The sequence below is a fragment of the Nocardia sp. NPDC049526 genome (genome assembly GCF_044465765.1).
GTDB lineage: Bacteria > Actinomycetota > Actinomycetes > Mycobacteriales > Mycobacteriaceae > Nocardia.
In genome coordinates this window covers 99,289-125,263 of record NZ_JBITMA010000006.1, presented here as the reverse complement: position 1 = coordinate 125,263, position 25,975 = coordinate 99,289, and the positions used below count along the sequence as shown (strand labels likewise).

Annotated in this window: 24 protein-coding genes and 2 pseudogenes; 12 read left to right on the top strand and 14 right to left on the bottom strand. The window is 67.0% G+C overall.

Annotated elements, in window-relative coordinates; genetic code table 11:
* Window positions 1–2: 2 nt before the first annotated feature.
* The 3 genes from ACIBW7_RS20265 to ACIBW7_RS20255 are packed head-to-tail and all read left to right on the top strand — an operon-like array spanning window position 3 to window position 4,924.
* Entirely contained in the window at window positions 3–668 is a 666-nt protein-coding gene (locus ACIBW7_RS20265) for an ABC transporter ATP-binding protein (RefSeq protein WP_397048379.1), read from the top strand.
* Window positions 665–3,364 carry an ATP-binding cassette domain-containing protein gene (locus ACIBW7_RS20260; protein ID WP_397048377.1) on the top strand — a complete coding sequence of 900 codons (2,700 nt, stop codon included), beginning with the start codon at window positions 665–667 and terminating at the stop codon, window positions 3,362–3,364. The genes ACIBW7_RS20265 and ACIBW7_RS20260 overlap by 4 nt, the downstream gene beginning before the upstream one ends.
* Before the next feature lie 36 nt (window positions 3,365–3,400).
* On the top strand, window positions 3,401–4,924 hold the full coding sequence (locus tag ACIBW7_RS20255) for an acyl-CoA synthetase (protein WP_397048375.1): 1,524 nt from the start codon (window positions 3,401–3,403) through the stop codon (window positions 4,922–4,924).
* Window positions 4,925–5,076: 152 nt separating this feature from the next.
* Here the strand turns inward: ACIBW7_RS20255 and ACIBW7_RS20250 are convergent, their stop codons facing one another.
* From ACIBW7_RS20250 to ACIBW7_RS20235, 4 genes are read right to left on the bottom strand one after another with little or no spacing between them, the layout of a single operon-like run.
* A complete protein-coding gene (locus ACIBW7_RS20250) occupies window positions 5,077–6,735 on the bottom strand; it encodes a thiolase C-terminal domain-containing protein (protein WP_397049051.1) in 1,659 nt (552 codons plus the stop codon).
* Window positions 6,736–6,758: 23 nt separating this feature from the next.
* Window positions 6,759–7,904: a thiolase family protein gene (locus ACIBW7_RS20245; protein WP_397048373.1), complete on the bottom strand. Its 1,146-nt coding sequence runs from the start codon at window positions 7,902–7,904 to the stop codon at window positions 6,759–6,761.
* Between the two features lie 10 nt (window positions 7,905–7,914).
* Window positions 7,915–9,111: a CaiB/BaiF CoA transferase family protein gene (locus tag ACIBW7_RS20240; protein ID WP_397048371.1), complete on the bottom strand. Its 1,197-nt coding sequence runs from the start codon at window positions 9,109–9,111 to the stop codon at window positions 7,915–7,917.
* Window positions 9,111–9,875, bottom strand: a complete 765-nt coding sequence (locus ACIBW7_RS20235; protein WP_357465951.1) for a crotonase/enoyl-CoA hydratase family protein — start codon at window positions 9,873–9,875, stop codon at window positions 9,111–9,113. Before ACIBW7_RS20235 ends, ACIBW7_RS20240 begins: the two co-directional genes overlap by 1 nt.
* 163 nt (window positions 9,876–10,038) lie before the next feature.
* On the opposite strand from ACIBW7_RS20235, the gene ACIBW7_RS20230 reads away from it, so the two are divergent.
* The 6 genes and pseudogenes from ACIBW7_RS20230 to ACIBW7_RS20205 all read left to right on the top strand — a co-directional run bounded on the left by ACIBW7_RS20230 (window position 10,039) and on the right by ACIBW7_RS20205 (window position 16,043).
* A complete protein-coding gene (locus ACIBW7_RS20230; protein ID WP_397048369.1) occupies window positions 10,039–11,187 on the top strand; it encodes an acyl-CoA dehydrogenase family protein in 1,149 nt (382 codons plus the stop codon).
* A gap of 10 nt (window positions 11,188–11,197) precedes the next feature.
* Window positions 11,198–11,965: an SDR family NAD(P)-dependent oxidoreductase gene (locus tag ACIBW7_RS20225; protein ID WP_364479149.1), complete on the top strand. Its 768-nt coding sequence runs from the start codon at window positions 11,198–11,200 to the stop codon at window positions 11,963–11,965.
* 33 nt (window positions 11,966–11,998) lie between these two features.
* The gene (locus tag ACIBW7_RS20220; RefSeq protein WP_397048366.1) at window positions 11,999–13,216 is read left to right on the top strand and encodes an acyl-CoA dehydrogenase family protein; all 1,218 of its coding nucleotides are present in this window, start codon (window positions 11,999–12,001) and stop codon (window positions 13,214–13,216) included.
* On the top strand, window positions 13,213–14,193 hold the full coding sequence (locus tag ACIBW7_RS20215) for an NADPH:quinone oxidoreductase family protein (protein WP_397048364.1): 981 nt from the start codon (window positions 13,213–13,215) through the stop codon (window positions 14,191–14,193). Before ACIBW7_RS20220 ends, ACIBW7_RS20215 begins: the two co-directional genes overlap by 4 nt.
* Window positions 14,194–14,423: 230 nt before the next feature.
* Window positions 14,424–14,821 (top strand): annotated as a pseudogene (tnpA, locus tag ACIBW7_RS20210) (IS200/IS605 family transposase).
* A 4-nt stretch (window positions 14,822–14,825) separates the two neighbouring features.
* On the top strand, window positions 14,826–16,043 hold the full coding sequence (locus ACIBW7_RS20205) for an RNA-guided endonuclease InsQ/TnpB family protein (protein ID WP_397048362.1): 1,218 nt from the start codon (window positions 14,826–14,828) through the stop codon (window positions 16,041–16,043).
* A gap of 355 nt (window positions 16,044–16,398) precedes the next feature.
* Here the strand turns inward: ACIBW7_RS20205 and ACIBW7_RS20200 are convergent, their stop codons facing one another.
* From ACIBW7_RS20200 to ACIBW7_RS20190, 3 genes are read right to left on the bottom strand one after another with little or no spacing between them, the layout of a single operon-like run.
* Window positions 16,399–16,593: a ferredoxin gene (locus ACIBW7_RS20200; RefSeq protein ID WP_397048360.1), complete on the bottom strand. Its 195-nt coding sequence runs from the start codon at window positions 16,591–16,593 to the stop codon at window positions 16,399–16,401.
* Window positions 16,594–16,609: 16 nt separating this feature from the next.
* Window positions 16,610–17,797 (bottom strand): NAD(P)/FAD-dependent oxidoreductase, encoded by a 1,188-nt coding sequence (locus tag ACIBW7_RS20195; protein WP_397048358.1) that lies wholly within the window; start codon window positions 17,795–17,797, stop codon window positions 16,610–16,612.
* A 34-nt stretch (window positions 17,798–17,831) separates the two neighbouring features.
* Window positions 17,832–18,044: a hypothetical protein gene (locus ACIBW7_RS20190; protein ID WP_397048356.1), complete on the bottom strand. Its 213-nt coding sequence runs from the start codon at window positions 18,042–18,044 to the stop codon at window positions 17,832–17,834.
* A gap of 161 nt (window positions 18,045–18,205) precedes the next feature.
* On the opposite strand from ACIBW7_RS20190, the gene ACIBW7_RS20185 reads away from it, so the two are divergent.
* Both ACIBW7_RS20185 and ACIBW7_RS20180 read left to right on the top strand, forming a co-directional pair.
* Window positions 18,206–19,381, top strand: coding sequence for a histidine kinase (locus ACIBW7_RS20185; RefSeq protein ID WP_397048354.1), 1,176 nt, complete (start codon window positions 18,206–18,208; stop codon window positions 19,379–19,381).
* The gene (locus ACIBW7_RS20180) at window positions 19,369–20,013 is read left to right on the top strand and encodes a response regulator transcription factor (protein ID WP_040701288.1); all 645 of its coding nucleotides are present in this window, start codon (window positions 19,369–19,371) and stop codon (window positions 20,011–20,013) included. The genes ACIBW7_RS20185 and ACIBW7_RS20180 overlap by 13 nt, the downstream gene beginning before the upstream one ends.
* A 79-nt stretch (window positions 20,014–20,092) precedes the next feature.
* On the opposite strand, the gene ACIBW7_RS20175 is transcribed toward ACIBW7_RS20180, so the two are convergent.
* From ACIBW7_RS20175 to ACIBW7_RS20150, 6 genes and pseudogenes are all read right to left on the bottom strand, one after another.
* Entirely contained in the window at window positions 20,093–20,281 is a 189-nt protein-coding gene (locus ACIBW7_RS20175; protein ID WP_040701289.1) for a ferredoxin, read from the bottom strand.
* On the bottom strand, window positions 20,278–20,619 hold the full coding sequence (locus ACIBW7_RS20170; protein ID WP_397049048.1) for an NAD-binding protein: 342 nt from the start codon (window positions 20,617–20,619) through the stop codon (window positions 20,278–20,280). The genes ACIBW7_RS20175 and ACIBW7_RS20170 overlap by 4 nt, the downstream gene beginning before the upstream one ends.
* A gap of 36 nt (window positions 20,620–20,655) precedes the next feature.
* Window positions 20,656–21,156 (bottom strand): annotated as a pseudogene (locus ACIBW7_RS20165) (NAD(P)-dependent oxidoreductase); the annotation flags it as partial.
* A gap of 28 nt (window positions 21,157–21,184) precedes the next feature.
* Window positions 21,185–21,997, bottom strand: a complete 813-nt coding sequence (locus ACIBW7_RS20160; protein ID WP_397048351.1) for a mycofactocin-coupled SDR family oxidoreductase — start codon at window positions 21,995–21,997, stop codon at window positions 21,185–21,187.
* Window positions 21,998–22,055: 58 nt separating this feature from the next.
* Complete coding sequence (locus tag ACIBW7_RS20155; RefSeq protein ID WP_327100470.1) at window positions 22,056–22,265, bottom strand: hypothetical protein; 210 nt, start codon at window positions 22,263–22,265, stop codon at window positions 22,056–22,058.
* A 58-nt stretch (window positions 22,266–22,323) separates the two neighbouring features.
* Window positions 22,324–23,472, bottom strand: coding sequence for an amidohydrolase family protein (locus ACIBW7_RS20150; protein ID WP_397048348.1), 1,149 nt, complete (start codon window positions 23,470–23,472; stop codon window positions 22,324–22,326).
* A gap of 360 nt (window positions 23,473–23,832) precedes the next feature.
* Between ACIBW7_RS20150 and ACIBW7_RS20145 the strand changes: the two genes are divergently transcribed.
* A complete protein-coding gene (locus ACIBW7_RS20145; protein WP_357465920.1) occupies window positions 23,833–24,696 on the top strand; it encodes a mycofactocin-coupled SDR family oxidoreductase in 864 nt (287 codons plus the stop codon).
* 40 nt (window positions 24,697–24,736) lie between these two features.
* On the opposite strand, the gene ACIBW7_RS20140 is transcribed toward ACIBW7_RS20145, so the two are convergent.
* Window positions 24,737–25,897 (bottom strand): acyl-CoA dehydrogenase family protein, encoded by a 1,161-nt coding sequence (locus ACIBW7_RS20140; RefSeq protein WP_397048346.1) that lies wholly within the window; start codon window positions 25,895–25,897, stop codon window positions 24,737–24,739.
* Window positions 25,898–25,975: the final 78 nt, after the last annotated feature.

Genomic DNA, 25,975 nt, shown 5'->3' with positions numbered 1-25,975 from the left:
GGATGTCCGCCGGCTACGGTCAGCTCCCGGTGCTCACCGATATGAACCTGCGGGTCGACGCCGGTGAGGTGGTGGCGCTGGTCGGGGCGAACGGCGCGGGCAAGACGACTACACTGCTCGCGCTGGCCGGTGAGGTCCCGGTAACTGCGGGGCAGGTGCGGTTCGATGGGAAACCCTGGGCCGGCTCACTGGAGCAGCGGGCGCGCGGCGGTCTGCGGCTGATCACCGAAGACCGCGCGGTCTTCATGTCGCTCTCGGTCGCGGACAATCTCCGGTTGGCGCACAAGTCACTGGACGAGCCGTTGGCACTGTTTCCCGAATTGGAACCGCTGCTGCGGCGCAAGGTAGGGCTGCTCTCCGGCGGCGAGCAGCAGATGCTCACGCTGGCTCGGGCACTGGCCGGGGACACCCGACTGCTGCTGGCGGATGAGCTGTCCCTGGGACTGGCTCCGATCGTCGTGGGGCGGCTGCTGCGGGCCGTGCGCGCCGCGGCGGACCGCGGCATGGGAGTTCTGCTGGTGGAGCAGCAGATTCGCAATGCCTTGGCGGTCGCCGACCGCGCCTACGTTCTGCGGCGCGGACGCGTTGTGCTGCAAGGCCCGGCCGCCGAGCTGCGCGGGCGAATCGGCGAAATCGAAGCGTCCTATCTGGCGGCGGAGGCATCATGAGCACGGTATTCACCTTCGCGATCCTCGGCCTGGCGGCCGGCGCGCTGTATGTGCTCTTCGGCCTCGGGCTGGTGATCATCCATCGCGGTTCCGGAGTGGTGAACTTCGCCCATGGTGCGGTGGGCATGGTCGGCACCTTCGCGGCGTGGAAACTGCACGAGGGCAACGGTTTTCCATATCTCGTCGCACTGGTCGCGGGAGTGTTGGTCTCCGGAGCGCTCGGACTGCTGATCCACCTGCTGATCATGCGACCGATGCGCGGCAGCGCTGTACTGACCCGAGTTATCGCGACACTGGCCGTCTTGACGATCCTGCAGGAAGGGATGGTCAAGCTCTACAGCGGTCCCTCCATCGTGGTCGCCCCCGGTCTGCCGAACGGACCGGTCACGATGCTCGGCGCGACCGTCGGGCGGGACCGGCTGCTCATTCTGGTGCTGGTGCTGGTGCTCACCGCTGGGCTGGCCGCGCTCTACTCCTACACCCAGTTCGGCCGGGCCACCGCGGCGGCGACCGAGAATCCGCGCGCGTTGGCGGCGCTGGGCCGGTCGCCGAATCTGGTAGCGGCGGGCAACTGGTTTCTCGGTTCGGCGCTGGCCGGGCTCGCCGGAATCCTGTTGGCGCCCATTACGAATCTGTCGGTCACCGGCTTCACACTGCTGGTGGTTCCCGCCCTCGCGGCCGCGGTGGTCGGTCGGCTGGCATCGTTCCCACTGACCATGGTCGGCGGTCTGGCGATCGGCATCATCCAGGCCGAGGTAGGCCGCTTCGTCGACGCGCCGGGCTGGGCCGAGGCCGTACCGTTCCTGGCCATGATCGTGGTGCTGATGGCACGCGGCCACGATCGCACGATCCGGACGCAGGTCGCGCAACGGCTGCCGCGGCTGGGCACCGGGCGGGTGCGCTGGTATTTCGTCCTTATTTGGCTGGTGGTCGGCGTCGCGCTCATCGAATCCGTACCGCCGGAGTGGAACGATGCGGTCACGACCACGATCGGCACCGGGTTGATCGTGCTTTCGCTGGTTGTGGTGACCGGCTACAGCGGCCAATTGTCGTTGGCACAGTTCGCCTTTGCCGGTTGGGGCGCCTGGATCGCCGGCGGGCTGGCCAGGTCCTTCGACGTGCCGTTCCTGCCCGCCATAGTGATCGGAGCACTGGCGACCTTGCCGCTGGGCCTGCTGGTCGGCGCGGTCTGCCTGCGCACAAGAGGGGTGAACCTCGCCATCGCGACTCTCGGTATGGCAGTCGCGCTGGACAATCTGGTGTTCAGCAATCCCGCACGCACGGCGTACGGCGCATTCGTCGTTCCCACACCGGCAATCGGCGGGTTGGAACTCGGCGCCATCGTGTATCCCGACCGCTACGCCCTTGTCGTGCTCGTGGTCTTCGTGGCATGCGGGCTGGCGATCGCGAACCTGCGGCGGGGCCGCGGCGGACGACGTCTGGTTGCGGTGCGGTCCAATGAACGCGCCGCCGCGTCGCTGGGCATCAATGTGGTGCAGGCCAAGCTCGCCGCCTTCGCATTCTCGAGTGTCATCGCAGGTCTGGGCGGGTGCCTGCTCGCCTTCCGCAATCCCAGCATCGTCTTCGCGAATTATGGTCCGCTGCAGTCGATCAAGATGGTCGGCTATGCCGTGGTCGGCGGGATCGGCTGGATCGCCGGTGCGGTCTACGGCGGGTTGCTCGAGGTCGGTGCGCTGGGTGCGAAACTTCTCGATCAGCTGGGCCCGGACGTCGGTTCGTATCTGCCGCTGGCCGGTGGCGTACTGCTCATCGTCATGCTGCTTCGTGCGCCGGATGGGCTGGCCAGTCAGGGCCTGGATCATGCGCGGCATCTTGTCGCGCTGGTGCGACCAGCGGGGGAACGGGCCGCACCGGCAAATGGAGTACCGGCCGTGCCGAAGGATGACACGGCTCAGCGGGTCCGCCCGCAGGAATTGGAGCTGGTCGACCTGAGTGTTTCCTTCGGCGGTGTGCGTGCGCTCTCCGGTGCGAACCTGCGGATCGGGCCGGGCGAGATCGTCGGTCTGATCGGCCCCAACGGCGCGGGCAAGACAACCCTGATCGACACCGCAACCGGATTCGTGCGCGCCGGTGCCGGACAGGTTCGCCTCGGCGGCAAGGACATCACCGGCGCGTCACCGAGTGCACGAGCCCGCGCGGGACTGACCCGATCGTTCCAGTCGCTGGAACTCTTCGACGATCTGACCGTATTGGACAACCTGCGCGCCGCCGCGGAACCACGCGACGGGCTGGCCTACCTCCTGGACGCGCTGTGGCCGCGGACGCCACCGCTGACCGCCGTCACCACCGCGGCGATCGAGGAATTCGGGCTGGAGCCCTACCTGCACAAAACTCCGACAGAACTGCCCTACGGCATCCGGCGACTCGTCGGGATAGCCCGGTCGGTCGCCACCGGTGCCTCGGTCATCGCGCTCGATGAGCCGGCTGCCGGACTCGACCAGGCGGAGTCGCGCGAGCTGGCCGAACTGCTGCGCGGCCTCGCCGATCGGTGGGGCGTGGCGATCCTGCTCGTCGAGCACAATGTGGAACTGGTGCTCGGCCTGTGCGACCGGGTCTACGCGCTGAACTTCGGCGAGGTGATCGCGGCCGGAACCCCGGCGCAGGTCCGCGGTGACCGCGCGGTGATCGCCGCCTACCTGGGCGATGACCGCGACGATTATGTGACGCAAAGCTGAACCGGGACAACGGAATCGAACTATCAGGAGCGAGCGATGCAGCTCACAACACTGGCCGCGGATCTGGCGGATAAGCCCGCGATCATCATGGGAGGTTCGGGTGCCACATTGACCTTCCGCGAGCTCGAAGCCAGGTCGAACCAGATGGCGCGGATGCTGCGGGCGCGGGGGTTGCGCACGGGCGACCACATCGCGTTGCTGTTCGACAACACGATCGACATGTTCCCGATCGTGTTCGCCGCCCAGCGGTCGGGCCTGTTCTACACGCCGGTGAATTGGCATCTGTCCGAATCCGAGGCGATCTACATCGTCGAGAACTGCGAAGCCCGCATACTGCTGTCCGCGCCCGCCGTGGAGGATTCGGCCGCGGCAATCGGCGGTGCCCTGCCCGGCCTCGAGCGGATCGTCACCGGCGACGTTTCCGGGGTCCAGAGCCTCGGCGACGCGATCGCGGGCTGTCCCGCCGATCCGATCGAGGACGAGACCGAGGGCTACTACATGTTCTACTCGTCCGGCACGACCGGTCGCCCCAAGGGGATCCTGCCCGAGATCTCCGGACTGCCGTTCGGTGCCGGACTGCCGATCGATCACCGGATGGCCGCCGCCTTCGGCTTCGACCGCGACACCGTCTATCTCAGTCCCGGTCCGCTCTATCACGCCGCGCCGCTCGCCTGGACCATCGGCACCATTCGCAATGGCGGAACAGCCGTGGTGATGGAGAAATTCGATGCCGAGCAAGCATTGCGGTTGATCGAACGGCATCGCGTGACCCAAGGCCAGTTCGTACCGACCATGTTCGTGCGCATGCTCAAACTCCCCGAAGCGGTGCGTGCGCGCTACGACGTATCCGGTCTGCGCGCCGTCGTGCACTCCGCCGCCCAATGCCCGGTCGAGGTGAAAGAGCAGATGATCGACTGGTTCGGTCCGAAGCTGGTGGAGTTCTACGGCGGCACCGAGGGCACCGGATTCTGCATGATCGACACCCCGACCTGGCTGACCCACAAGGGTTCGGTCGGCAAACCACTGCGCGGCATCCCGCACATCTGCGATGACGACGGCAACGAACTGAAGCCCGGTGAGATCGGAACGATCTGGTTCGGCGACGCCGGGCAATTCTCCTACCACCGCGACCCGGACAAGACGGCGAGCGCATACAACGACAAAGGCTGGAACACCCTCGGCGACCTCGGATACGTAGACGAGCAGGGCTACCTCTACCTATCCGGCCGCCGCACAGACCTGATCCTCTCCGGCGGCGTCAACATCTACCCCCGAGAAATCGAGGACACCCTGACCCTGCACCCCGCAGTCGACGACGTAGCCGTAATCGGCATCCCCGACCCCGAATTCGGCCAACGTGTCCACGCCGTCGTCCAACCCGCCGCCCCAGCCACCCCGGGCCCGGACCTCGCCGCAGCCCTGATCGCCTACTGCCGCGAGCATCTCGGCCACTACAAATGCCCGAAATCGGTCTCTTTCGAACCCGTCCCCCGCCTGCCCAGCGGCAAAATCCTGCGCCGCGAACTGATGAAGGCGTATGAGAACGGGGCGAAGTCCTAGCCTCGCCGCTGGTCGTACATCGCCCGAAACCCTTACGCGCGTTGGGCGATCCGGGCACCGTCATTGCCGGTCGATGGCATGTGAACCTCTGACACCAACGACGCTCGAGCGGAGGTGACCAACGACGGTGCTGACGGCCGCCAATTCGTCGACTATGCCCGTTTCAGCAGCATCGCCCCAGAAGGGACACCGCCGCCCGCGGTTACCACCGCAACTCGCGCATCATCGACCTGACGGCCGTGGGCGTCCCCGCGAAGTTGCAGCATGGCCTCGCGGACGAAGCCGTAGCCGTGCAGACGGCCGGCTGAGAGTTGTCCGCCGTGGGGGTTGAGGGGGAGGGGGCCGTCCAGGGCGATGGTTTTGCCGCCTGCGATGAAATCTGTTGCCTCGCCGGGGCCGCAGAAGCCGAGACCCTCGATCCAGGACAGGGCGTTGAAGGTGAAACCGTCGTAGAGGAGGGCGAGGTCTACGTCGGCGGGGGTGAGGTCGGTGCGGGTCCAGAGGTGGGCCGACGGGCCGCGGGACTGCGGGGTGTGGGTCAGGGTGTCCTGGTCCCAGCTGAGCCGTTCCAGGATCGCGGTGCCGACGGCCTCGACCAGCACCGGTGGGTGTGGGCGGTCATCGGCGGTCTCGATGGCCGAGACGACGACCGCGATCGCGCCGTCGCACGGCACATCGCAGTCGTAGAGCCCGAAGGGGGTGGTCACCATGCGGGCGTTGAAGTAGTCGTCGACGGTGAGCGGGTCGCGGTAGAGGGCCTCCGGGTTGCGGACCGCGCCCGCGCGTGCGGTGACCGCGATGGCACCGAGCGCTTCGCGCCCGACACCATACCGGTGCATGTAGTGCGAGGCATTGCAGCCGATCCACTGCGCGGCCGACATGGCGCCGAAAGGGGCCCGGAACTCCATCATTCCGCTCGCGCGGCCACCTTCCGGATGCCATTCGCCCGACCGCAGCAGCGCGCTGTGCGACGCCTCCCAGACCGTGCGGAAGCACAGCACATGCCGACACAGCCCGGCCGCGACCGCGAGCATGGCGGCGGTGATGGAGCCGATCTGCCCCGGCACCTCGCGCGCACCGTTGACCCAGGTCGGAGTCAGCTGCAGCGCCTCGGTCAGTGCCGTGATGCCGCCCTCGCTCATGCCGCCCGCGGCCGCTCCCGGATAGGTGGACAGCCCGTCGATCTCGCTCAGGTCGAGCCCGGCGTCCGCTACCGCGGCCGAGCAGGCGTCGACGGTCAGCGAGATCGGGTCGACCATGAGCCGTCGGCCGACTTGCGACTGTCCGACCCCGGTGAGTGCGACCTTGTCCTCGTACTTGCGTGGGGAAGCCATGGGGCGCAGCGCATTTCGCACCTCGCGCGGCTCGGGCAACGGCCCGGGCCCTTCGGCGGCTTCGGTTTCCGGGTCCGGCTCGAACAGGGGAAGGTACAGATCATCGAGCTGTTCGAAACGCACCCGCACTCGCATTCCGATGTGCACGTCGTCCGGCTCGCACCCGACGATATTGGTGGTCAGCCGCGCCCGATCGTCCTCTGCGAGCGCGACCACCGCTACTACGTACGGCGGCGGGAACTTCGGCAACCACGCCTGATGGTTCACACTGAACCCGACGACCACGGCCTTACCCGAAGTCGGCGCGAGCGACACCGCACGCCCGCGACAGGACGGGCACACCGGCATCGGCGGATGGAAGAACCGCCCGCAGTCGGCGCAGTGCGAAATCCTGAGTACGCCGTCGGCACCGGATCGCCAGAACTCGGCGCTCGCGAGTGTCGGTTGCGGGAGTGGGCGATCCGGGGCGGACGGCATCATGATGTGGGATTCCTCGAATTTCAGCGCAGCAGTTCGATAATGGTCGCGTTGGCGGTGCCGCCGCCCTCGCACATGGTCTGCAGTCCGTACTGCAGGTTCTCGCGCCGCAGCTGCGCCAGCAGCCGCGTCATCAGAATGGCACCCGAACCGCCGAGCGGGTGGCCGACACCGATCGCACCGCCGAGCGGATTGAGCTTTTCGGCATCGGCACCGGTTTCGGCCAGCCATGCCAGCGGTACCGGCGCGAACGCCTCGTTGACCTCGAACGCACCGATATCGTCGATGGACAGTCCGGCCTTGTGCAGCACCTTCTCCGTCGCCGGGATCGGCCCGGTAAGCATCAGGATCGGGTCGGCTCCGCTCACCGCGCCGGAATGGTAGCGCGCGATCGGCGTCAGTCCGAGTTCGCGGGCCCGTTCGGTGGTCGTGATGAGCAGCGCGGCCGCACCATCGGCGATCTGGGACGAATTGCCCGCGTGGATCGCGCCGTCGGGCTTGAACGACGGCTTCAGCCCGGCCAGCTTCTCTGCTGTGGTGCCTCGGCGCAGGCCTTCGTCCACGGTGAACTTGGTCCCGTCGACCTCGATCGGCACGATGTGGTCGTCGAAGACGCCTTCGTCGATCGCCGCGGCCGCCTTGGCGTGCGAGCTCGCCGCGAACTCGTCGAGCTGGGTGCGGGTGAAGCCCCACCGTTCGACCATCAACTCGGCGCTGATGCCCTGGTTGAAGTCGAAGTTGTCGTAGCGGGCCAGCACGGCGGGTCCGTACGGCTGCCCCGTGGTCCGGTGCGACCCGAGTGGAACGCGGGTCATCGTTTCCACACCACCGGCGACCACGAGGTCGTATTGCCCGGCCATGACGGCGTGCGCCGCGGAGTCGATTGCCTGCTGACTGGAGCCGCAGGCCCGGTTGATCGTCACGCCGGGCACATGTTCCGGCCATCCGGCGGCGAGTACCGCGAACCGGCCGATATTGCTCGATTGGTCGCCGATCTGGGTGACACAGCCCCAGACCACATCGTCCACGGTGGCGGGATCGATCCCGTTGCGCTCCACCAGCGCATTGAGCACCTTCGCGGACAGATCGGCCGCGTGCACCGGCCCGAGCGTGCCGTTGCGCTTACCGATCGGGGTGCGGACCGCATCGACGATGACGGCGTCTCTCATATGGACCTCCTCAGTCCTGCGGGTCGGCACGGTGGCGACCCGGTCTGGTGTTGGTTGCCTCTTGGCTCGCCTGCATGGCGGCACCGCTGTGGACGAGTTCGTCGCCGCTGCCGATACCCCAATCCTGGAACACCGCGCGGGTGTCGGCGCCGATGGCCGGTGCGGCCGCGCCGGGTTGCGCCGGGGTGGCCGAGAATCGCGGTGCGGCAGCGGGTTGGACCACACCGTCTCGGGTGATCACACTTGCGCGTGCGGCCAGATGCGGATGGGTCGCTGCCTCGGTGAGGCCGAGGACGGGCGCGACGCAGGCGTCGGTTCCCTCGAATAACTGAGCCCATTCCTCGCGCGTGCGCTCCGCGAATCGTTCGGCCAACACATTGCGCAGCTTCGGCCAGGTCGACCGATCGTGCTGTTGTTCCGGGTCGATGTCGAGGTCTAGCAGTTCGATCAGCTGCCGATAGAACTTCGCCTCCAGCGCACCGACCGCCATGTGCCGACCGTCTTTGGTCTCGTAGACGGAATAGAACGGCCAGCCGCCGTCGAGTTGATTTACCCCGCGCTCGTCGGTCCACGCGCCACGCGCGAGTTTGGCGAAGGTGCTCGCGAGCAGATGCGCGGTGCCGTCCACGATGGCCGCGTCGACGACCTGACCGCGGCCGGTCCGCTCGACGGCATACAGGGCGGCCAGCACCCCGATCACCAGATAGCAACCGCCGCCTCCGAAATCGCCGACCAGATTGAGTGGGATCTGCGGTGGTCCGCCCGCGGACCCGATCGCACCCAGCGCCCCCGTGAGGGCGACATAACCGATATCGTGCCCGGCCGCGGCGGCCAGCGGGCCGTCCTGGCCCCATCCGGTCATCCGGCCGTACACCAGCCGTGGGTTGCGAGCCAGGCATTCGTGCGGCCCGATACCGAGACGCTCGGTGACGCCGGGACGAAATCCTTCGATCAATACGTCGGCACGTTCGATCAGGTCGAGCAGCGCGGCCGGACCCGACGGGTGCTTGAGATCGAGCACCACCGACCGCTTCCCGCGATCGGTCACATTGGTCGGGCCGCTCACGTCCGGCTCATCGGCGCGCTCCGGTCGATCCACCCGGACCACCTCGGCCCCGAGATCGGCGAGGAACATCCCGGCGAAGGGACCGGGGCCGATACCGCCGAGCTCGACCACCCGGCAGCCCGCCAGCGGACCGCCGGACATCAGCGACCTTTCCAGATCGGTGCCCTCTTTTCCGCAAAGGCGGTGGCACCTTCAACGGCGTCGGCGGAGGAGAACACCGGCTGCGCGATGTCGACCTGCTTGGCCCAGCCCTCCGCCAGGGTCCAGTCGGAGCTGGAACGGGCGATCTCTTTGGTCGCCGCGATGGCCAAAGGTCCGTTCGCCGTAATCGTTTCGGCGAGCGCCAAGGCGCCCTCGAGCGCGCCGCCCTCCTCGGTGAGCCGGTTGACCAGGCCGACCTCGGCCGCCCGCTCGGCGCCGATCGGATCACCGGTCAACAGCAACTCCAACGCGATCGCGTACGGCACCCGCCGCGGCAGCAGCAGCGCGGCGCCACCACGCGCGACCAGCGACCGCTTCACCTCGGGAACGCCGACGCGTGCGGTGCGGGCCGCGACCACGAGATCGCAGGCCAGCAGTAGTTCGAAGCCACCGGCGACGGCCCAACCTTCGACCGCGGCGATCAGCGGTTTGCGTGGCGGCGTCATCGTGATTCCGCACAGGCCACGGCCTTCGATCGCGGGACTCTCACCGCGGAGCCACGCCTTCAAATCCATTCCGGACGAGAACGTCCCGCCTGCGCCGGTGAGCACGCCTGCCCATAACTCGTCCGACTGGTCGAGCTCGTCGACCGCGGCGGCCACTCCGGCTGCGACCCCGGCATTGAGCGCGTTCTTCGCCGTCGGGCGATTGATCGTTATGACCTGGACCGCGCCACGGCGCTCCACAAGCACTTCGTCCGACACATCTTCTCCTTCGCACTGGCCGTCGATCGGCGCCGGTCTCGGGCCGTTCGATTCAGAACAGTATACTTAATTTGGCTAATTTTCCGAATGAATGCGTATACTGAATTCGTCGCAGCGGCCCTTGGTGGCCATCGCGACGCGCTCGCTACGAGGAGGTAACCGGATGCGCCGGACGCTGTTCACCCAGGACCATGAGGACTTCCGCCTCCTGGTCCGCGACTACCTCGCCCGCGAGGTGGTCCCGGAGTACGAGCAGTGGCGCGCCGCGGGCCTGGTGCCCCGCGAACTGTTCACCTCGCTGGGCAAGCTCGGCATCATCGGCACCGCCATTTCGGAGGAATACGGCGGCGGGGGTCAGGACGACTACCGCTACAACGTGGTGCTCCAGGAGGAGTGCGCACGGGCGGGCGTGACGCTCGGCGGCCTGCGCACCCACCTCGACATCGTTGTCCCCTACTTCCTCGGCCTGGCCGACGACGCGCAACGGTCCCGCTGGTTCCCGGGTCTGGCCTCGGGCGAGCTCTACACCGCGATCGCGATGAGCGAACCGGGTACCGGTTCGGATCTGGCGGGTGTCGCGACCAAGGCGGTTCGCGACGGCGACCACTATGTGCTCAACGGAGCCAAGACCTTCATCACCGGTGGCTACCACGCCGACCTGGTCATCGTCGTCGCGCGGACCAGCACCGATCCGGACAATCGCCGCGCGGGCCTTTCCCTGCTGGTGGTGGAGAAGGGGATGCCGGGCTTCACCGTCGGGCGCAAACTCGACAAACTCGGTCTCACCGTGCAGGACACCGTCGAGCTGTCTTTCGCCGATGTGCGGGTCCCCGTTGCCAATCTGCTCGGCGCGGAGGGCGAGGCGTTCTCCTACCTCGGCCGCAATCTGGCGCAGGAGCGGCTGGCCATCTCGGTCGGCGCGGTCGCGCAGGCCAGGGCCGCGCTCGAGATGACTATCACCTACGTCCGGGACCGGACGGTATTCGGCAAACCGGTCGCGCACTTCCAGAACACCAAATTCGAACTCGCGGCCATCGCCGCCGAGGTCGAGGCCGCCCAGACCATGCTCGACGCGGCCATCGCGGCATTGGTCGCCGGCGAGTTGAGTCCCGTCGACGCGGCCAAGACCAAGCTGTTCTGCACCGAGATGCAGGGCCGTGTGGTCGACCGCTGCCTGCAACTGCACGGCGGCTACGGCTACATCCTCGAATCCCCGATCGCCCGGCTCTACGCCGACGCCCGGGTGAGCCGCATATACGGCGGCACCAGCGAGGTCATGAAGACCATCATCAGTAAATCCCTTGGCTTATAAGGAGTTTGGAATGCACATCGACGGTTCCTCGGCACTGGTCACCGGTGGCGCCTCCGGGCTCGGCCTGGCCACCGCGCGTCGGATCATCGACCGCGGCGGCCGCGTCGTCCTCGCCGACATCTCCGAAGAGCAGGGCGCCAAGGCCGTCGCCGAACTCGGCGACGCGGCACAGTTCGTGCGCGCGGATGTGACCGACGAGGCCGAGATCTCCGCCGCGCTCGATGCCGCCGAAAAGAGCGGTCCGCTGCGTTTCGTCGTGCACTGCGCCGGGCGCGGTGGCGACCGGGTCCGGATCATCGACCGCGATCGCACTCCCGGTGACCTGGCGACCTTCGCCGAGGTCGTGCGGATCAATCTGATCGGTACCTACAACGTGCTGCGCCTGGCCGCCGCCCGCATGGCGGCGAACGAAATCGTCGACGGCGACCGCGGTGCCATCGTCCTCACCGCATCGGTCGCAGCGTTCGACGGTCAGATCGGGCAGACCTCCTACACCGCATCCAAGGCGGGCGTGCACGGTATCACCTTGGTCGGGGCCCGGGATCTTGCCAGCTGGCAGATCCGGGTGAACACCATCGCGCCGGGCATCATGGACACCCCCATGCTCGCCCGGCTGCGCGAGGATATCCGCGAAAGCCTGGCCGCCACCGTGCCGCATCCCAAGCGCCTCGGCGAGGGTGACGACTACGCCCGTCTCGCCGTCGAGATGCTGGAGAACCCCTACCTGAACGGCCAGACCATCCGGCTCGACGGCGCCATCCGCATGGCCCCGCGCTGACCGCCGGATCGATCGCAACCATGGAGGAGCCAGGTGACTCTCACGTTCACCGAGGAGCAGGTCGAGACCGATGAGCAGTTCCGGGTGCGCCTGCGAGCGTTTCTGACCGACCATCATCCCGGCCGTCGGCCCAAGGATCCGGCCGAGCGGCTGGCCTGGCAGAAGGCTTGGCTGGCAACGCTTTTCGACGCCGGATACGCAGGTCCGAGCTGGCCGCGGGAATACGGTGGGATGCGCCTGAGCTTCGGCCGTCAGGTGATCTACCAGGAGGAGTACGCGCGGGCCCGGGTCCCGGGTCCGCTGGGGACCGGACTCGGCATCGCCGCACCGACGATCATCAAATACGGCACGGCCGAGCAGAAGCAGCGCTTCCTGGCTCCCATGTTGCGCGGCGATATGGTTTGGGCGCAGGGGTATTCCGAGCCGGGCGCCGGATCGGATCTGCCCGCGCTGCGCACCTCGGCGCGGCTCGAGGGCGGCGGTCCCGATGATCCCGACGCGGAGTACGTGGTCAACGGGCAGAAGGTGTGGAACAGCGCGGCCGATATCGCCGACATCATCTTCACCCTGGTCCGCACCGGCCCGCCGGGATCGCGGCAGGAGGGAATCAGCTATCTGCTGATCGATGCGCACGCGCCCGGCGTGAGTGTGCGGCCGCTGCGCGACCTGACCGGCGACGCGCATTTCTGCGAGATCTTCTTCAGCGATGTGCGGGTGCCGGTCGCCAACCGGATCGGCACGGAGAACGGCGGGTGGCCGCTGGTGCGCACCAGCCTGGGCCATGAGCGTGCGGCCGGGGCGATGAACCAGGCCGCGATGTACCGGCGCGTACTCGACGAGCTGATCGAACTGGCGCACGAGCGCGGTGCGACCGCCGATCCACTGGTGCGTGATCGACTGGCGGACTTCGAGATTCGAGTGTCGATCATGCGGCTGACCGGGATGCGCACGATCGCCGACATCATGGCCAAAGGGGAGCCGGGGCCCGCATCGTCGACATCGCGGTTGTTCATCGTGACCTTCGAACAGGACCTGCACGAATTCGCCGTCGATATGCTCGGCGCCTACGGTGTGCTCGGTCGGCGCGATCCGCACGCCGTCCAGCGCGGCCGCTGGGTGTGGGGCTTTTTGCGCACCCGGGCCTCGACGATCGGTGCGGGAACCGCGGAGATCCAACGCAATACCATCGCCGAACAGGTGCTCGGCCTGCCGCGCGATCCGGCGATGCCGTCTGTCGGGCGGACCCGATGAGGGCGGCGCGCTGCACCGAATACGGTGCGCCCGGCGGACTGTCGGTCGTCGAGCTCGACGATCCCCAGCCCGGTCCCGGCGAAGTGTTGATCCGGGTGCATGCCGCCGCGGTCAACTACCCGGATGTGCTGGTCATCGCGAATCGATATCAAGTGTCGGCACCGCTGCCCTTCACACCGGGCAGTGAATTCGCCGGTGTCATAACGGCTTTGGGGCCCGGGGTGACGGGCCCACCGGTGGGTTCGCCGGTGGCCGGAGCCGCGTTCACCGGTGCGTTCGCCGAGCAGATCGTGGTGCCCGCCGCGGGTTTGCGCCCGATTCCGGACGGTCTCGATATGGTCCACGCCGCCGCGTTCCACGTCACCTACGCCACCGCCTACCACTCGCTGGTCACCATCGGTGAGGGAAAAGCGGGGGAGTGGGCGGTGGTGCTCGGCGCCGCGGGCGGAGTCGGCACGGCCACAGTCGATGTCGGCACCCGGCTGGGGTTGCATGTCATCGCGGCCGCGTCGAGTGAGGATCGGCTCGTGGTCGCGCGCAAGCTCGGTGCCGAGGCCGGAATCGATTATGTCCGTGAGGATCTGAAGAAGCGGTTGCGCGAAGTGACCGGTGGCGAAGGCGTCCACCTGGTGATCGATCCGGTGGGCGGTGACTACTCGGAGGCCGCCCTGCGCGGACTGCGGCGCGGTGGCCGGTTCGTCACGGTCGGTTACGCCGACGGGAAGATTCCCAGCATTCCGCTGAATCTCGTACTGCTCAAAGAAGCGACCGTGCGGGGCTTCGAGATCCGGATGTTGCGCCAGTACGCCAAAGATGCTGTGGCAGCGGGTGATCGCGCGCTCGCCGCGATGGTTCGTGACGGGATGCGCCCACTCGTATCCCAGGTCCATTCGCTCGCCGATATCGCTACCGCGTTGACCGATGTGGCCGAACGCCGCACGACGGGGAAGATCGTCCTGGATATGACCGCCAGCTGACGCGTCCGGGGTGGCCGTGCCGTAAGAGCAACGGCGCGGGTTTCCATGGTGTCGGCGATCATTCATCGCATGGCGCGCGACGATGTCGCCGTCGCCCGGGAAGACCGTGCCGTTGAGCGGAGAAACGTAGCGCGCAGCTTCAGTCGGGTAAGCGCATCATGTCCGAATCTGAAGTCACTCGCGATTCGAACATTCTTGCGATAGATAGTGTGCAGCTGCATAATTGGCGTATGTCGATGTCTACGCGTAGTAACTCGGACGTCGTGTTCCAGTGCGCGTATCACGTCGTCTGGTGCTCGAGTATCGGCGCCGCGTCATCGGCGGGCCTATGCAGGAGCGCCTCAGAGAACTCATCCGTGAGGTCGTGGATGAGAAGGGCGCATGGTTGGTGGAGCTGGAAACCATGCCCGACCGTGTGCGCCTGCTCGTGGAGGTCGGCCCCCAGTATGGAATCCACCGGCTTGTGAAGTCGATCAAGGGCCACTCGAGCCGGGCGCTACGCGATGAATTTCCTTGGCTGCGTTCCCGTTTGCCGACTCTGTGGACGAATTCGTATTTCGTTGCGACGGTTGGCGGTGCCCCGTTGGCGGCTATCGAAAGGTATGTCGAGCAGCAGAAGGGACGGTGACGGCGTGCTGACAGGACGTAGATACCGGCTCGATTTGACCGCCGATCAGGCCGAGTACGCCGAGCGTGTCGGCGGTATCTGCCGCGCGGTGTGGAATACGGCGCTGGAGCAGCGCCGCGAATACCGTCGCCGCGACGCGTGGATCAACTACCCCCAGCAGGCCAAAGAACTCGTCGAAGCAAAAGCCGAGCACGGTTGGCTCAAAGACGCGCCGTCGCACTGCCTTCAACAGACCCTCATGGACCTGGATAGGGCGTGTCGGATGCATGGTACGTTCGGCGTTCGCTGGCGGTCGGGTCGCCGTTGGCGGCCCTCGTTCCGGTTCCCGGACGTGAAACAGATCGAGGTGCAGCGGTTGGGGCGGCGTCGGGGTCGGGTGAAGTTGCCGAAGCTGGGGTGGGTCCGGTTCCGGTGGTCCCGTGCTCTCGGCGGCACGATCCGCTCTGCGACCGTCTCATACAACGGCCGCCACTGGTATGTGTCGTTTCTTGTCGAGGACGGCATCATCGCGCCCGAACGGCACGCGAGCACAGCGACGGCGGGGGTGGACCGTGGTGTTGCCGTAGCTGTCGCTACCAGTGCCGGGAGGCTCTACGACCGCGAATTCACCACCCACGGTGAGGGGAAGCGTTACCGGCGGCTCCAGCAGAAACTCGCCCGCCAGAAGAAGGGCAGCGTCAATCGCAAACGCATCATCGCCGCGCTGCGCGCCGTCAAGCGCCGAGAAGTGAACCGGCGGGCGGACTTCAACGCGTGGGTCGCCAACCGTGTCACCGCCCGCTACGGGCTGGTCGCGCTGGAAGCGCTGCGCACACGGAACATGACGGCGTCCGCTCGCGGGACTGTCGCCGAGCCGGGCCGCAACGTAAGTCAGAAATCAGGGCTGAACCGGTCGATCCTGCAGAAGGGATGGCATCGGTTCGAGCTCGCATTGGCCAACGCGGCCCGCTACACGGGCACGCGAATTGTGAAGGTACCGGCTGCGTACACATCGCTGACGTGTTCGCGCTGCCGCATGATCGACCCGGAAAGCCGTGAGAGCCAAGCGGTTTACCGGTGCAGGTCGTGCGGGTACAGCGAGAACGCGGATGTGAACGCAGCCAAGAACATCCGTAACGCGGTAGGGCATGCCGTGTCCGCCTGTGGAGACCTCGGCACTGGCCGGTCGGTGAAGCAGGAACCAGCGGGAACCCGTGAGGAATTACCGCTCCAGCCGGTCTAGCCGGTTGGAATCCCCTGGCTTCAGCCGCGGGGAGGAAGTCAAGACCTTCCCGTTCGCCGGTCGCGCGGCGGTCTACAGTCTTGGCCATGCCCTGGTTCTGATGGGGAGGCCGGGATGACGTTCGTCGGCGCTGATCCGCAGGTCGGACAGGACCACCCGCTCTGCGGCGTGCCTGGCCACCAGCCAGTGTGTGCTCCCGTTCCGAGATCCGCACCCGGGACAGCGGTTTCTCGGCATGCAATTCGCGCTGCCGCTGCGGCGGCCCGAACGGGCAGCTCGCGGTCCGCGCCATCGGGAATTCGGGCAGGTCCGCGGCAATCATGGACTCGGACATGGGTTTTCCTTTCGCGGACGGCTATTCCTGGATGGTGATGACGAGTGCCGGGCAGACCGCGGCGGCCTCCCGGACGTCGGCGGCCTGGTCCTCGGGCGGGTTGGCGTCGAGCAGGATGACGATCCCGTCCTCGTCGCGCTGGTCGAAGACATTGGGGGCGACGGCGACGCACTGCCCGCAGGCGACGCACTTGTCTTCGTCGATGGTGACTTTCATGGGATGCTCCTCGCTGTCAGTGCCGACTGGTCGCGACCGACCGGGCGTCGATGATTTCCTGCCTGCGCAGGCGGGTCTGTTTGGGCATGTTCCAGCCGACGACGCCGGTGACTCGGCCGTCGAGGGTGTAGCGGGCGACGAATCTGCGCGCGTCGGTGGAACCGTCCACGATCTCCACTTCCGCTCCGGTCGGGAGGGTGCCGTGGACTTGGATCTTGGTGTCGAACTGATCGGTCCAGAAGTAGGGGACCGGGGTGTAGGCCTGTTCGGCGCCGAGCAGATTGGCGGCGACCGTGGCGGCCTGTTCGGTGGCGTTGGTGCGGTTCTCCATCCGGACCAGGCCGCCCACGTGGTCGTCGTACCAGCGGGCGACGTCACCCACGGCGTAAACACCTTGGGCCGCACGGCAATAGGAGTCGCACACCACGCCGTTGTCCAGCGTCAGTCCGCTGTCGGTCAGCCAATCGGTCGCCGGGACCGCGCCGACCGCGACCACCACGACATCGGCGGGCAGCTCCTCACCGGTATCCAGTCGCACGCCACCGACCCGGCCGCCGTCGTGGATGAACTCGCTGACACCGGTGCCGAGCCGCAACCGCACCCCGCGTTCGGTGTGCAGATCGCCGAGCAGCGGCGCGATCACCGGACCGAGCTGTCCGGCCATCGGCGCCAACAGTGGGCCGACCACCGTGACGTCCAGGCCCATAGTCCTTGCGGTGGCGGCGATTTCGGAGCCGAGCACGCCTTCTCCGACGACCACGAGCCGAGTGGCGCGCAGCAGGTCCGCGCGCAGAGCGACTGCGTCTTCGAGGGTGCGCAGCACGTGCACACCGGCCAGGGCGTCCGCGCCGGGCAGGGTGCGGGCGCGCACCCCGGTGGCGATCACGACGGCGTCGGCCTGTACGGACAGTCCGGATTCGGCGTGCACGATGTGGTTCACCGGGTCGAGGGCGACCGCGGTCTCGCCGAGGACCAGGTCCAACGGCATCGCGGCCAGATGCGTGGTGGGGCGCAGTTGCGCCTTTTCGGGTTCCCACGCGCCGGCCAGGATCTGCTTGGACAGCGGCGGCCGGTCGTAGGGGAGTTCGGGTTCGGCGCCGAGGATGGTGATGCTGCCCTGATATCCGTTGCGCAGCAAGGCTTCCGCGGTGGACAGTCCGGCCGCCGAGGCGCCGACTACCAGTACGCTCTCGGGAAGGTGCATGGCTGACTCTCTTTCGTAGGTCTCGTGGTTCGGATCAGACGAGCTGCAGACGTCTGCGCAGCAGGGCGGCGCTCGCACCCAGCGAGACCAGACCCATGCCGACGCAGGTGACTATCTGCTGGACACCTTCGAGGCCGAGGCTGTCGGCCACCGGTTCGAAGCCGACCGCCAGCGCGATGGCGAGGTTGAACAGGAACAGGAACCAGAGGGTGGGCTTCGCGGAAAGCAGCGTCTGTACGGACTTCATGGCGATTCCTTCGAGATCGGTTAACGTCTGGCGTCAACGATTCCGTCTGCCGCTCGCCGCAACGAGGGAGTGCGGTCCCGAAGTCGGGGTGTACCTGGCTACACCTCTCGGCGGTACCTCGCTACACCGTCAGCGGGCACCGTGTCGCATAGCCTGGTCACATGCGGAAAACGGTGCGACATGCGGCGCGGGCAACCGCGCAGCTGGCCAATGCCGCGGCGCTGGCCTTCGGCTCGTACCTGTTCATCTCGATGCTGTTGCTGACGCTGGCCGGTGCGGTGTCGCTGGTCGGTATCGGCATGGTGCCGGTGACGGTCCAGCTGGTGCGCCAGTTCGCGGGCAGCAAGCGGCGCCAGGTGGCGGCTTGGACGGGCCGCACCGTCCCCGAGGCGTATTCGCCGATCGGCGGCCCGCTACGGCAGAGCCTGCGCGCGGTCGTGCGCGACCCGACGACGCTCGCCGACCTGCGCTGGATGCTGGCCTACTACTTCTACGGCGCCCTGGCCTATCTGGCGATTCCGCTGTGGCTGACCGGATTGCCCGTCGACGGCGTGTGGTGCGGTCTGCTCGGCCGAAAAGCGTTGGTACTCCCGCTGATCGGTCGACTGGCCGATCTGGACGCCGATTGGTCGCGGTCGCTGCTGCGACCCCCGCCCAAGGCATGGCTCGCGGCACGGGTCGACGAGCTGACGCAGACCCGGGCCAGTGCCGTCGCCGCACACGGCGCCGAACTGCGCCGGATCGAACGCGATCTGCACGACGGCACGCAGGCGCGGTTGGTGTCGCTGTCCATGCGGATCGGTCTGGCGAAACGTGCGATGGACCGCGATCCCGCGAACGCGCGCAAGCTGCTCGACGAGGCGCAGCAACTGACCGAGGAAGCGCTGACCGAGCTGCGCCACATCGTGCGGGTGATCCATCCGCCGATCCTCACCGACCGCGGCCTCGCCGGAGCCATCCTGGCACTCGCGACCGACAGCGGTCTCGACGTCACCGTTGACGTGGACGAGGTGTCGCAGGGCCCGCGCGCCCCGGCCGCGGTGGAGGCGGCGGCATATTTCGTCGTCGCCGAGGCATTGACCAATGTGGCCAAACACAGCGGGGCCGAGCGGGCCGAGGTCCGAATCATACGGATACACAACGGTTTACGTGTGTCGGTGCGCGATGAGGGCCGGGGTGGAGTCGAGGATATGTTGCGGGGCAACGGTTCCGAGGTGGCGGGGTCCGGCGTGCTCGGAATGCAACGTCGGGTCGCCGCGCTCGACGGAACCCTTACTGTGACAAGCCCCGTCGGGGGCCCGACCGAAATCGAGGTGGAATTGCCGTGCGCGTGGTGATGGCCGAGGACAATGCCCTGCTGCGGGAAGGACTCGTCCTATTGCTGACCTCGGCCGGACACGAGGTCGTGGCCGTGGCGGGCAGCGGACCGGAGATTCTGCCCGCATTGCTCACCCACCGCCCGGATATCGCCGTACTCGATGTCCGGCTGCCACCGGCCTTCCGGGACGAGGGTCTGCGCGCCGCGCTGGCCGCGCGCAAGGAGCTGCCCGGATTGCCGGTGCTCGTGCTTTCGCAGTACGTCGAGGAGTCCTATGCCGCCGAATTGCTCGGCGGCGGGGCCAGCGGGGTCGGCTATCTGCTCAAGGATCGGGTGGGTCGCGTCGACGAATTCCTGGAGGCACTGGACCGGGTCGCGGCCGGTGGCACCGCACTCGACCCGGAGGTAGTGAGCCAACTGCTTACTCGCCGCCGGAATTCGCCCTTGGACTCGCTGACTCCGCGGGAGCGCGAGGTGCTCGAATTGATGGCGGCCGGGCACGACAACGCGACCATCGCCGAAACACTCGTCGTCACCGAACGTGCGGTGAGCAAGCACATCGGCAATGTCTTCCAGAAGCTCGGCCTGCCGACGACAGACAGCGGACATCGCCGGGTGCTGGCGGTGCTCGCGTACCTCAACAACGCCTAGAGGCAGGCGGGTGAGCACAAGCGCCCCGTCCAGAGACCTGCGGCAGGTTCTCGACGGGGCGCTGAGGATCGGAACGGTGTCACTCGATGGTGATGGCGCGCTCCGGACAGGCCATCTCACCCTCGCGCGCCGCATCCTCGAGATCCGCGGGCACCTCACCTGCGAAAGGCAGTGCGTAACCGTCGTCATCGAGTTCGAACAACTCCGGTGCCGCGGCTGCACACCGGGCGTGTCCGGAACACAGCGAACTATCGATCGTGATCTTCATCGAACAACTCCGTTCTCGAGAGTAGAGATTTCGCCGAGATTCATCGGGCCGGCGTAGGCGATGGCCAGCAGTTCCGAGAGGTCGACCCCCACTTCGGCCGCGACTTCCCGGCAGGCCGTCAGATCCTTGCGCAGGAAAGGACCGACGGTTTCGGCATACTGATCAGGGTTGCCGACAGCGGCGATATGACGCCCCGCATTGCTGCCACCGGCGCTGACCGCGAGGGCTTCGAGCAAGGCGCCGTCCTCGATACCCACCGATCGACCTGCCGCGAGACCACGCAATGTCACCTGCGAGATCGTCGCGAACAGCAGATTGTTGAGCAGCTTCACCAGCATCGCCGTACCGCGCGCGCCCGTCGTAATGACGGGATCGGCATAGGCGCGCACCACCTGACGCGCCGTCGCCACATGTTCGGGCTCGCCGCCGAGGTATACCACCAGACGTCCAGCGCGCGCCGAATCCACTGTCCCGCTGAATGGTCCGTCCACGATCGCGGCCTTGCCGCTGGGTGAGAACTCGTCGAGGCGACTCAGCGTCGTCGGTGTCCCGGTGGTATGCGATATGAGAATCGCGTCCGCGCACATGGCACCCACGACTTCGGGCAGCACCTCGAGCACCTGGGCATCGCTGAACAGACAGCTGACGACGACGTCGGCGTCCGCGATATCACGCACCCGGTCGACGAGTTCGGCTCCGGCAGCGGCGAGCCGGTCGCGGACCTCCGCGCGCCGGGTATACAGGCGGACCCGGTGACCAGCCGCGAGCAAGTGCTGCGCCATCGGTTCACCGATACGCCCCGCCCCCAGGAACCCGATCGTCGGGAGCTCGCTCATGACTGCGCCCCGCTGCCGCTGGGCTCCGGCATGACCACGAACGTGGTTGTGTCGGTTCTTCGCTCGCTCATGGCTTGGTGGTCGACCCCGCGTCGACGGTGAACTGCAGTCCCGTCACGTACCGCGCCTCGTCGGAAGCGAGGAACAGCACGGCATTCGAGATATCCCGCGGCTCGACGTGCGTGTGCAGCGTATTCATCGCGGCCAGCGCGAACAGCGGCTCGCGTTCCTTCAGCTCCTCCATCGGCACGCCCACCGTGATGCCGGTGTCGCTGACGCCGGTGGGATGCACGGTGTTCACCCGGATCCGGTGCTTGGCAAGCTCATTGGACAGCGCCTTCATCAGGCCGACCACACCGTGCTTGCTCGCTACATAGTGGGCGTAGGGCACATGGCCCCGGATGCCCGCAGCCGAGCTGGTGATGATGATCGATCCGCCCGCATCGGCGGCGATCATGCCGGGCACCGCGGCACGCACGGTATTCCACACGCCCTTGAGGTTGACGTCCATGGTGACGTCCCACTCCTCTTCGGACAGTTCCCAGGCGCGACCGGCACTCATCACCCCGGCATTGGCGACAATCGTGTCGAGGTGACCGAATTCGGCCGTCGCCGCCTCGACCGCGGCGCGCATATCGCTGAGCGAACGCACATCGGCCTGGAGAGTGACGCATCGGCCGCCGACGGCCTCGACCAGCTTCGCGGTCTCCTCGAGCTGTTCCTTCGTCGCCAGCGGATAGGGCAGCGCATGGCTGATCTCCTGGCAGACATCGGTGATCACGACGGCGGCCCCCTCTTCCGCCAGCCGCACCGCATGCGAGCGGCCCTGGCCGCGCCCAGCTCCGGTGATGAGTGCGACCTTGCCCTCTACACGCCCCATACCAACCTCAGTTCCTTTGTTGTGCAATGCTTTCCGCGTACTCGACCGACGTTGCCGGTCAGGAGCCGAGCAGGTCGGCGGCGGCCTCGCGCAGTGCGCGCAGCCGGGTTTCGAGCAGCTCACGCTCGGCGGCATCGGCCGCACCGAGTTCGGGCAGCCGCGCCTCCACCTCGCCGATCTCCTCCTGCAGGCGGCCGTAGGCCTCCTCGCGGGTCAGCAGGTCCAGTTCCGTCCAGTCGGAGCGCTCCGACTCCGGCTTGCGACTCATGCTGTACCTCCTGCGACATGCGTGGTTACGCTGCGCTGCCGCCTCCGGGCCTGACCGTTCATGCCGGAAGGTTGTAGAGCCGACGGGTGTTGAGCTCGACCATCTGGTGCACTTCGTCGTCCGGTACGTCGGCGAGCACTTCGGCCGCGTAGGCACGGCTCTTGGGCCAGTACGAGTCCGAGTGCGGGTAGTCGCATTCCCAGGTGATGCGCTCGACGCCGATATGGTGGCGCACCTCGATGCCGAACCGGTCGTCGATGAAGCAGCCGTGGAAGTGCTTCTTGAACAGATCCGAGGGCCGCACATCCTGATTGACGTTCTGGTAGAAGCGGTGCCGCTCCCACGTGCCGTCCATCCGCTCCAACATGTACGGCATCCAGCCGATGCCGCCTTCGGACAACCCGACCTTCAGCTTGGGGTGCCGGTGGAACACCGGTGAGAACAGCAGGTCCGCGGTGGCGAACATGGAGTTGCAGCCGAACAGCGAGATGGTCACCGCGAACGGCGCGTCCTCGGAGGTCTTCGGCGGTTTGCCCGAGGTGCCGAAGTGCAGGCACAGCGGCATATCGGTCTCCTCGAGCGCGGAGAACATCGGATCCCAGTAATCGCTGTAGAACGACGGCAATCCCAATGGCGCCGGATTCTCCGGGAAGGAGATCGCCTTCGAACCCTTGGCCGCGACCCGGTGGATCTCCGCGACGCACGCCTGCACATCCCACAGCGGCAGAATGCTCAACGGGATGAGGCGGTCGGCCGGACCGGCGGTGCACCACTCGTCGAGCACGAAGTCGTTCCACGCCTGCACACACAGCAGCGCGAGTTCCTTGTCCTGGCTCTCCAGGAATACCGTGCCCGCGAAGCGCGGGAACGACGGGAAGCACAGCGCGCCCCAGACACCGTCGAGGTCCATATCGCGCAGCCGGGCCTTCGGGTCGTAGCAGCCCGGGATCATCTCGTCGTAGCGGGTCGGCTCGGTGCCGAACTCCTCGGGCTTCTTGCCCGCGACGGCATTCAGGCCGATGTACGGATAGACGCGGCCCTCGTAGGTCCACACCTCCGCGGGTGCGGCGCTGCCCGGCCGAGCCTGTTCCACGATCCGCGGACCGGCCTCCCGGTACTTCGCGGGCAACCGGTCCACCCACAGCCGCGGGGGCTCGATCAGGTGGTCATCGGTCGACAGCAGCTTCATCCATGGCTGCAATGGCATCGTTGTGCTCCCTCGTCCAGATCGCGGCGCGCCGGGGGAACCGCCTCCCGCAGGGGGCATGCTCCGCCCTCGACACACGCAGTGCAGAGCCGAAAGCCAGCTGTGTGCTGGCCCACAAACTCTATATCACTCGGTTTATTGTGTACACCTGATTACTTCTCACTCAGCGGAAACTGTGCCTTCGTCAACTAATCGGGCAATATTCAGTCTACCCATTTCCGGCTGAACTCACTATGCTCATGGCACCAGCTCGCCGGGATCGTGCGGCCGCGCCGTGTCCACGGCAGCGCCGGAGTGGATCCGCGCCCGCATTCGAGGAGTCCCGCCGCGCTGCGAGAGTCGATGGAAGGAAAACCCACGATGGGTCGAGTACAGGACAAAGTCGTCTTCATTACCGGAGCCGCCCGCGGCCAGGGGCGCGCACACGCGCTGCGGCTGGCGGAGGAGGGCGCCGACATCATCGCCGTGGATCTGTGCGAGAACATCGCCACCAACGGCTACGCACTGGCGAGTCAAGACGATCTCGACGAAACTGCCCGCCTGGTGGACAAGCTCGGGCGGCGCATCGTCGCCCGCAAGGCCGATGTGCGCGATCCCGCCGCGCTGAAGGCGGCGGTGGCCGAGGGCGTGGCCGAGTTCGGTCGGCTCGACGGCGTGGTCGCGCAAGCCGGTATCGCCCCGTTGGGGCCGCAGGACAGTGCGCTGGCCTTCATCGATGCCATCACCGTCGACTTCAACGGCGTGGTCCATGCCGTCGAGGCCGCCCTGCCGCATCTGAAGGCCGGTGCCTCGATCGTCGCGACCGGATCGATCGCGGCACTGATTCCCGCGAGCGTCGACAACCCGGCCAACGGTCCCGGGGGTCTGGGTTACTCCTTCGCCAAGCGCACCGTCGCCGCCTTCATCCACGATCTCGCGACCGTGCTCGCATCCCGGCAGATCAGGGCCAATGCGGTGCACCCGACGAACGTCAATACCGACATGCTCAACAACGAGCTCATGTACCGCTCGTTCCGGCCCGATCTGGAGAATCCGACGCGCGAGGACGCCTTGGTGTCCTTCCCCGCGACCACCGGCATGGGTAACCCCTACGTCGAACCGGAGGATATCGCCGACGCCGTGCTCTTTCTGATTTCCGAGGAATCCCGCTGGGTCACCGGCATGCAGATGCGCGTCGACGCGGGTGGTTACGTCAAGAAGCGCCCCCAGCTGCCGACTTTCTGACCGAGTGGGTGGGCAGTGGTCGGCTGCCCACCCACCACTTTCAGGCTCGCGCCGAACGCGCCACATACCGCGCGATCACATTGCGCTGAATCTCGTTGGTGCCCTCGCCGATTTCGAGGATCTTGGCATCGGCATAGAAGCGCGAGATCTTCGACTCGCGCATATAGCCGTAGCCGCCGTGGATCTGGACGCTGGCGCTGGCCGCCCGATTGGCTACCTCGGAGGCGTACAACTTGGCCATGGCCGCCGCCTGGCCGAACGGCCTGCCCTGGTCGGCGAGCCACGCGGCGCGATAGACGAGGGCACGGGCCGCTCCGACCTCGGTGGCCATATCGGCGAGCTTGTGCTGTACCGCCTGGAACGCCGAGAGCGTTTTGCCGAACTGCTCGCGCTGGGACGCGTGGGTGGCCGCGAGATCGAGCGCCTCTTGGGCCAGGGACAGTGCCAATGCGGCGACGCTGATGCGGCCGCCGTCGAGCACATCGAGGAACTGCCGCAGTCCGTTGCCCTCGTCGCCGATCAGGTTCTCGCCCGGAATCCAGCAATCGTCGAAGATCAGCTCCCGCGAATCCATCGCATGCCAGCCGAGCTTCTTCATCGGATGGCCGACGGTGTAGCCCGGTGTGCCGGTCGGCACGAAAAACGTTCCGTACCTTCTGGTTCCGTCGTCGTCGGTACCGGTCACCGCGAGAATCGTGACCCCGAGGCTGATCTCGGTGCCCGCATTGGTGATGAACATTTTGGTGCCGTTGATGAGCCATCCGTCACCGTCGCGCTTTGCGGTGGTCCGGATCCCGGCCGCATCCGAACCCGCGGTCGGTTCCGTCAGACCGAAGGCGCCGATATGAGTACCGCTCGCGAGCGGCGTCAGCCATTTCGCCTTCTGTTCCGCGGTGCCGAACGTGGCCAGGGGGAGTGAGGCGATGGTGGAGTGGGCATTCCAGCAGGCGGCCAGCGACTGATCCGCCGCGCCGATCATTTCCATCGCGGCCACGTAGGAGACGAATCCGGCATCGGTGCCGCCGTACTCCGGGGCGACGAGCAGCCCGGTCAGGTCCAACTCGCCCATTTTCAGGAAGACCTCGGACGGGAATCGTTCCTGCTCCGACCAGGACTCGGCGTGCGGCTCGATCTCCCGTTCGGCGAAGTCACGGCACAGCTTCTGTAGCTCGATCGCCTCGGCGGGCAGGTCTAGATCCATAGCGAGTCCGTCCTGTCATCTGGTCGCCAACAGCGACTCTTGTTTTTTCGAACACTCGGTATAATATTGACCATCGGT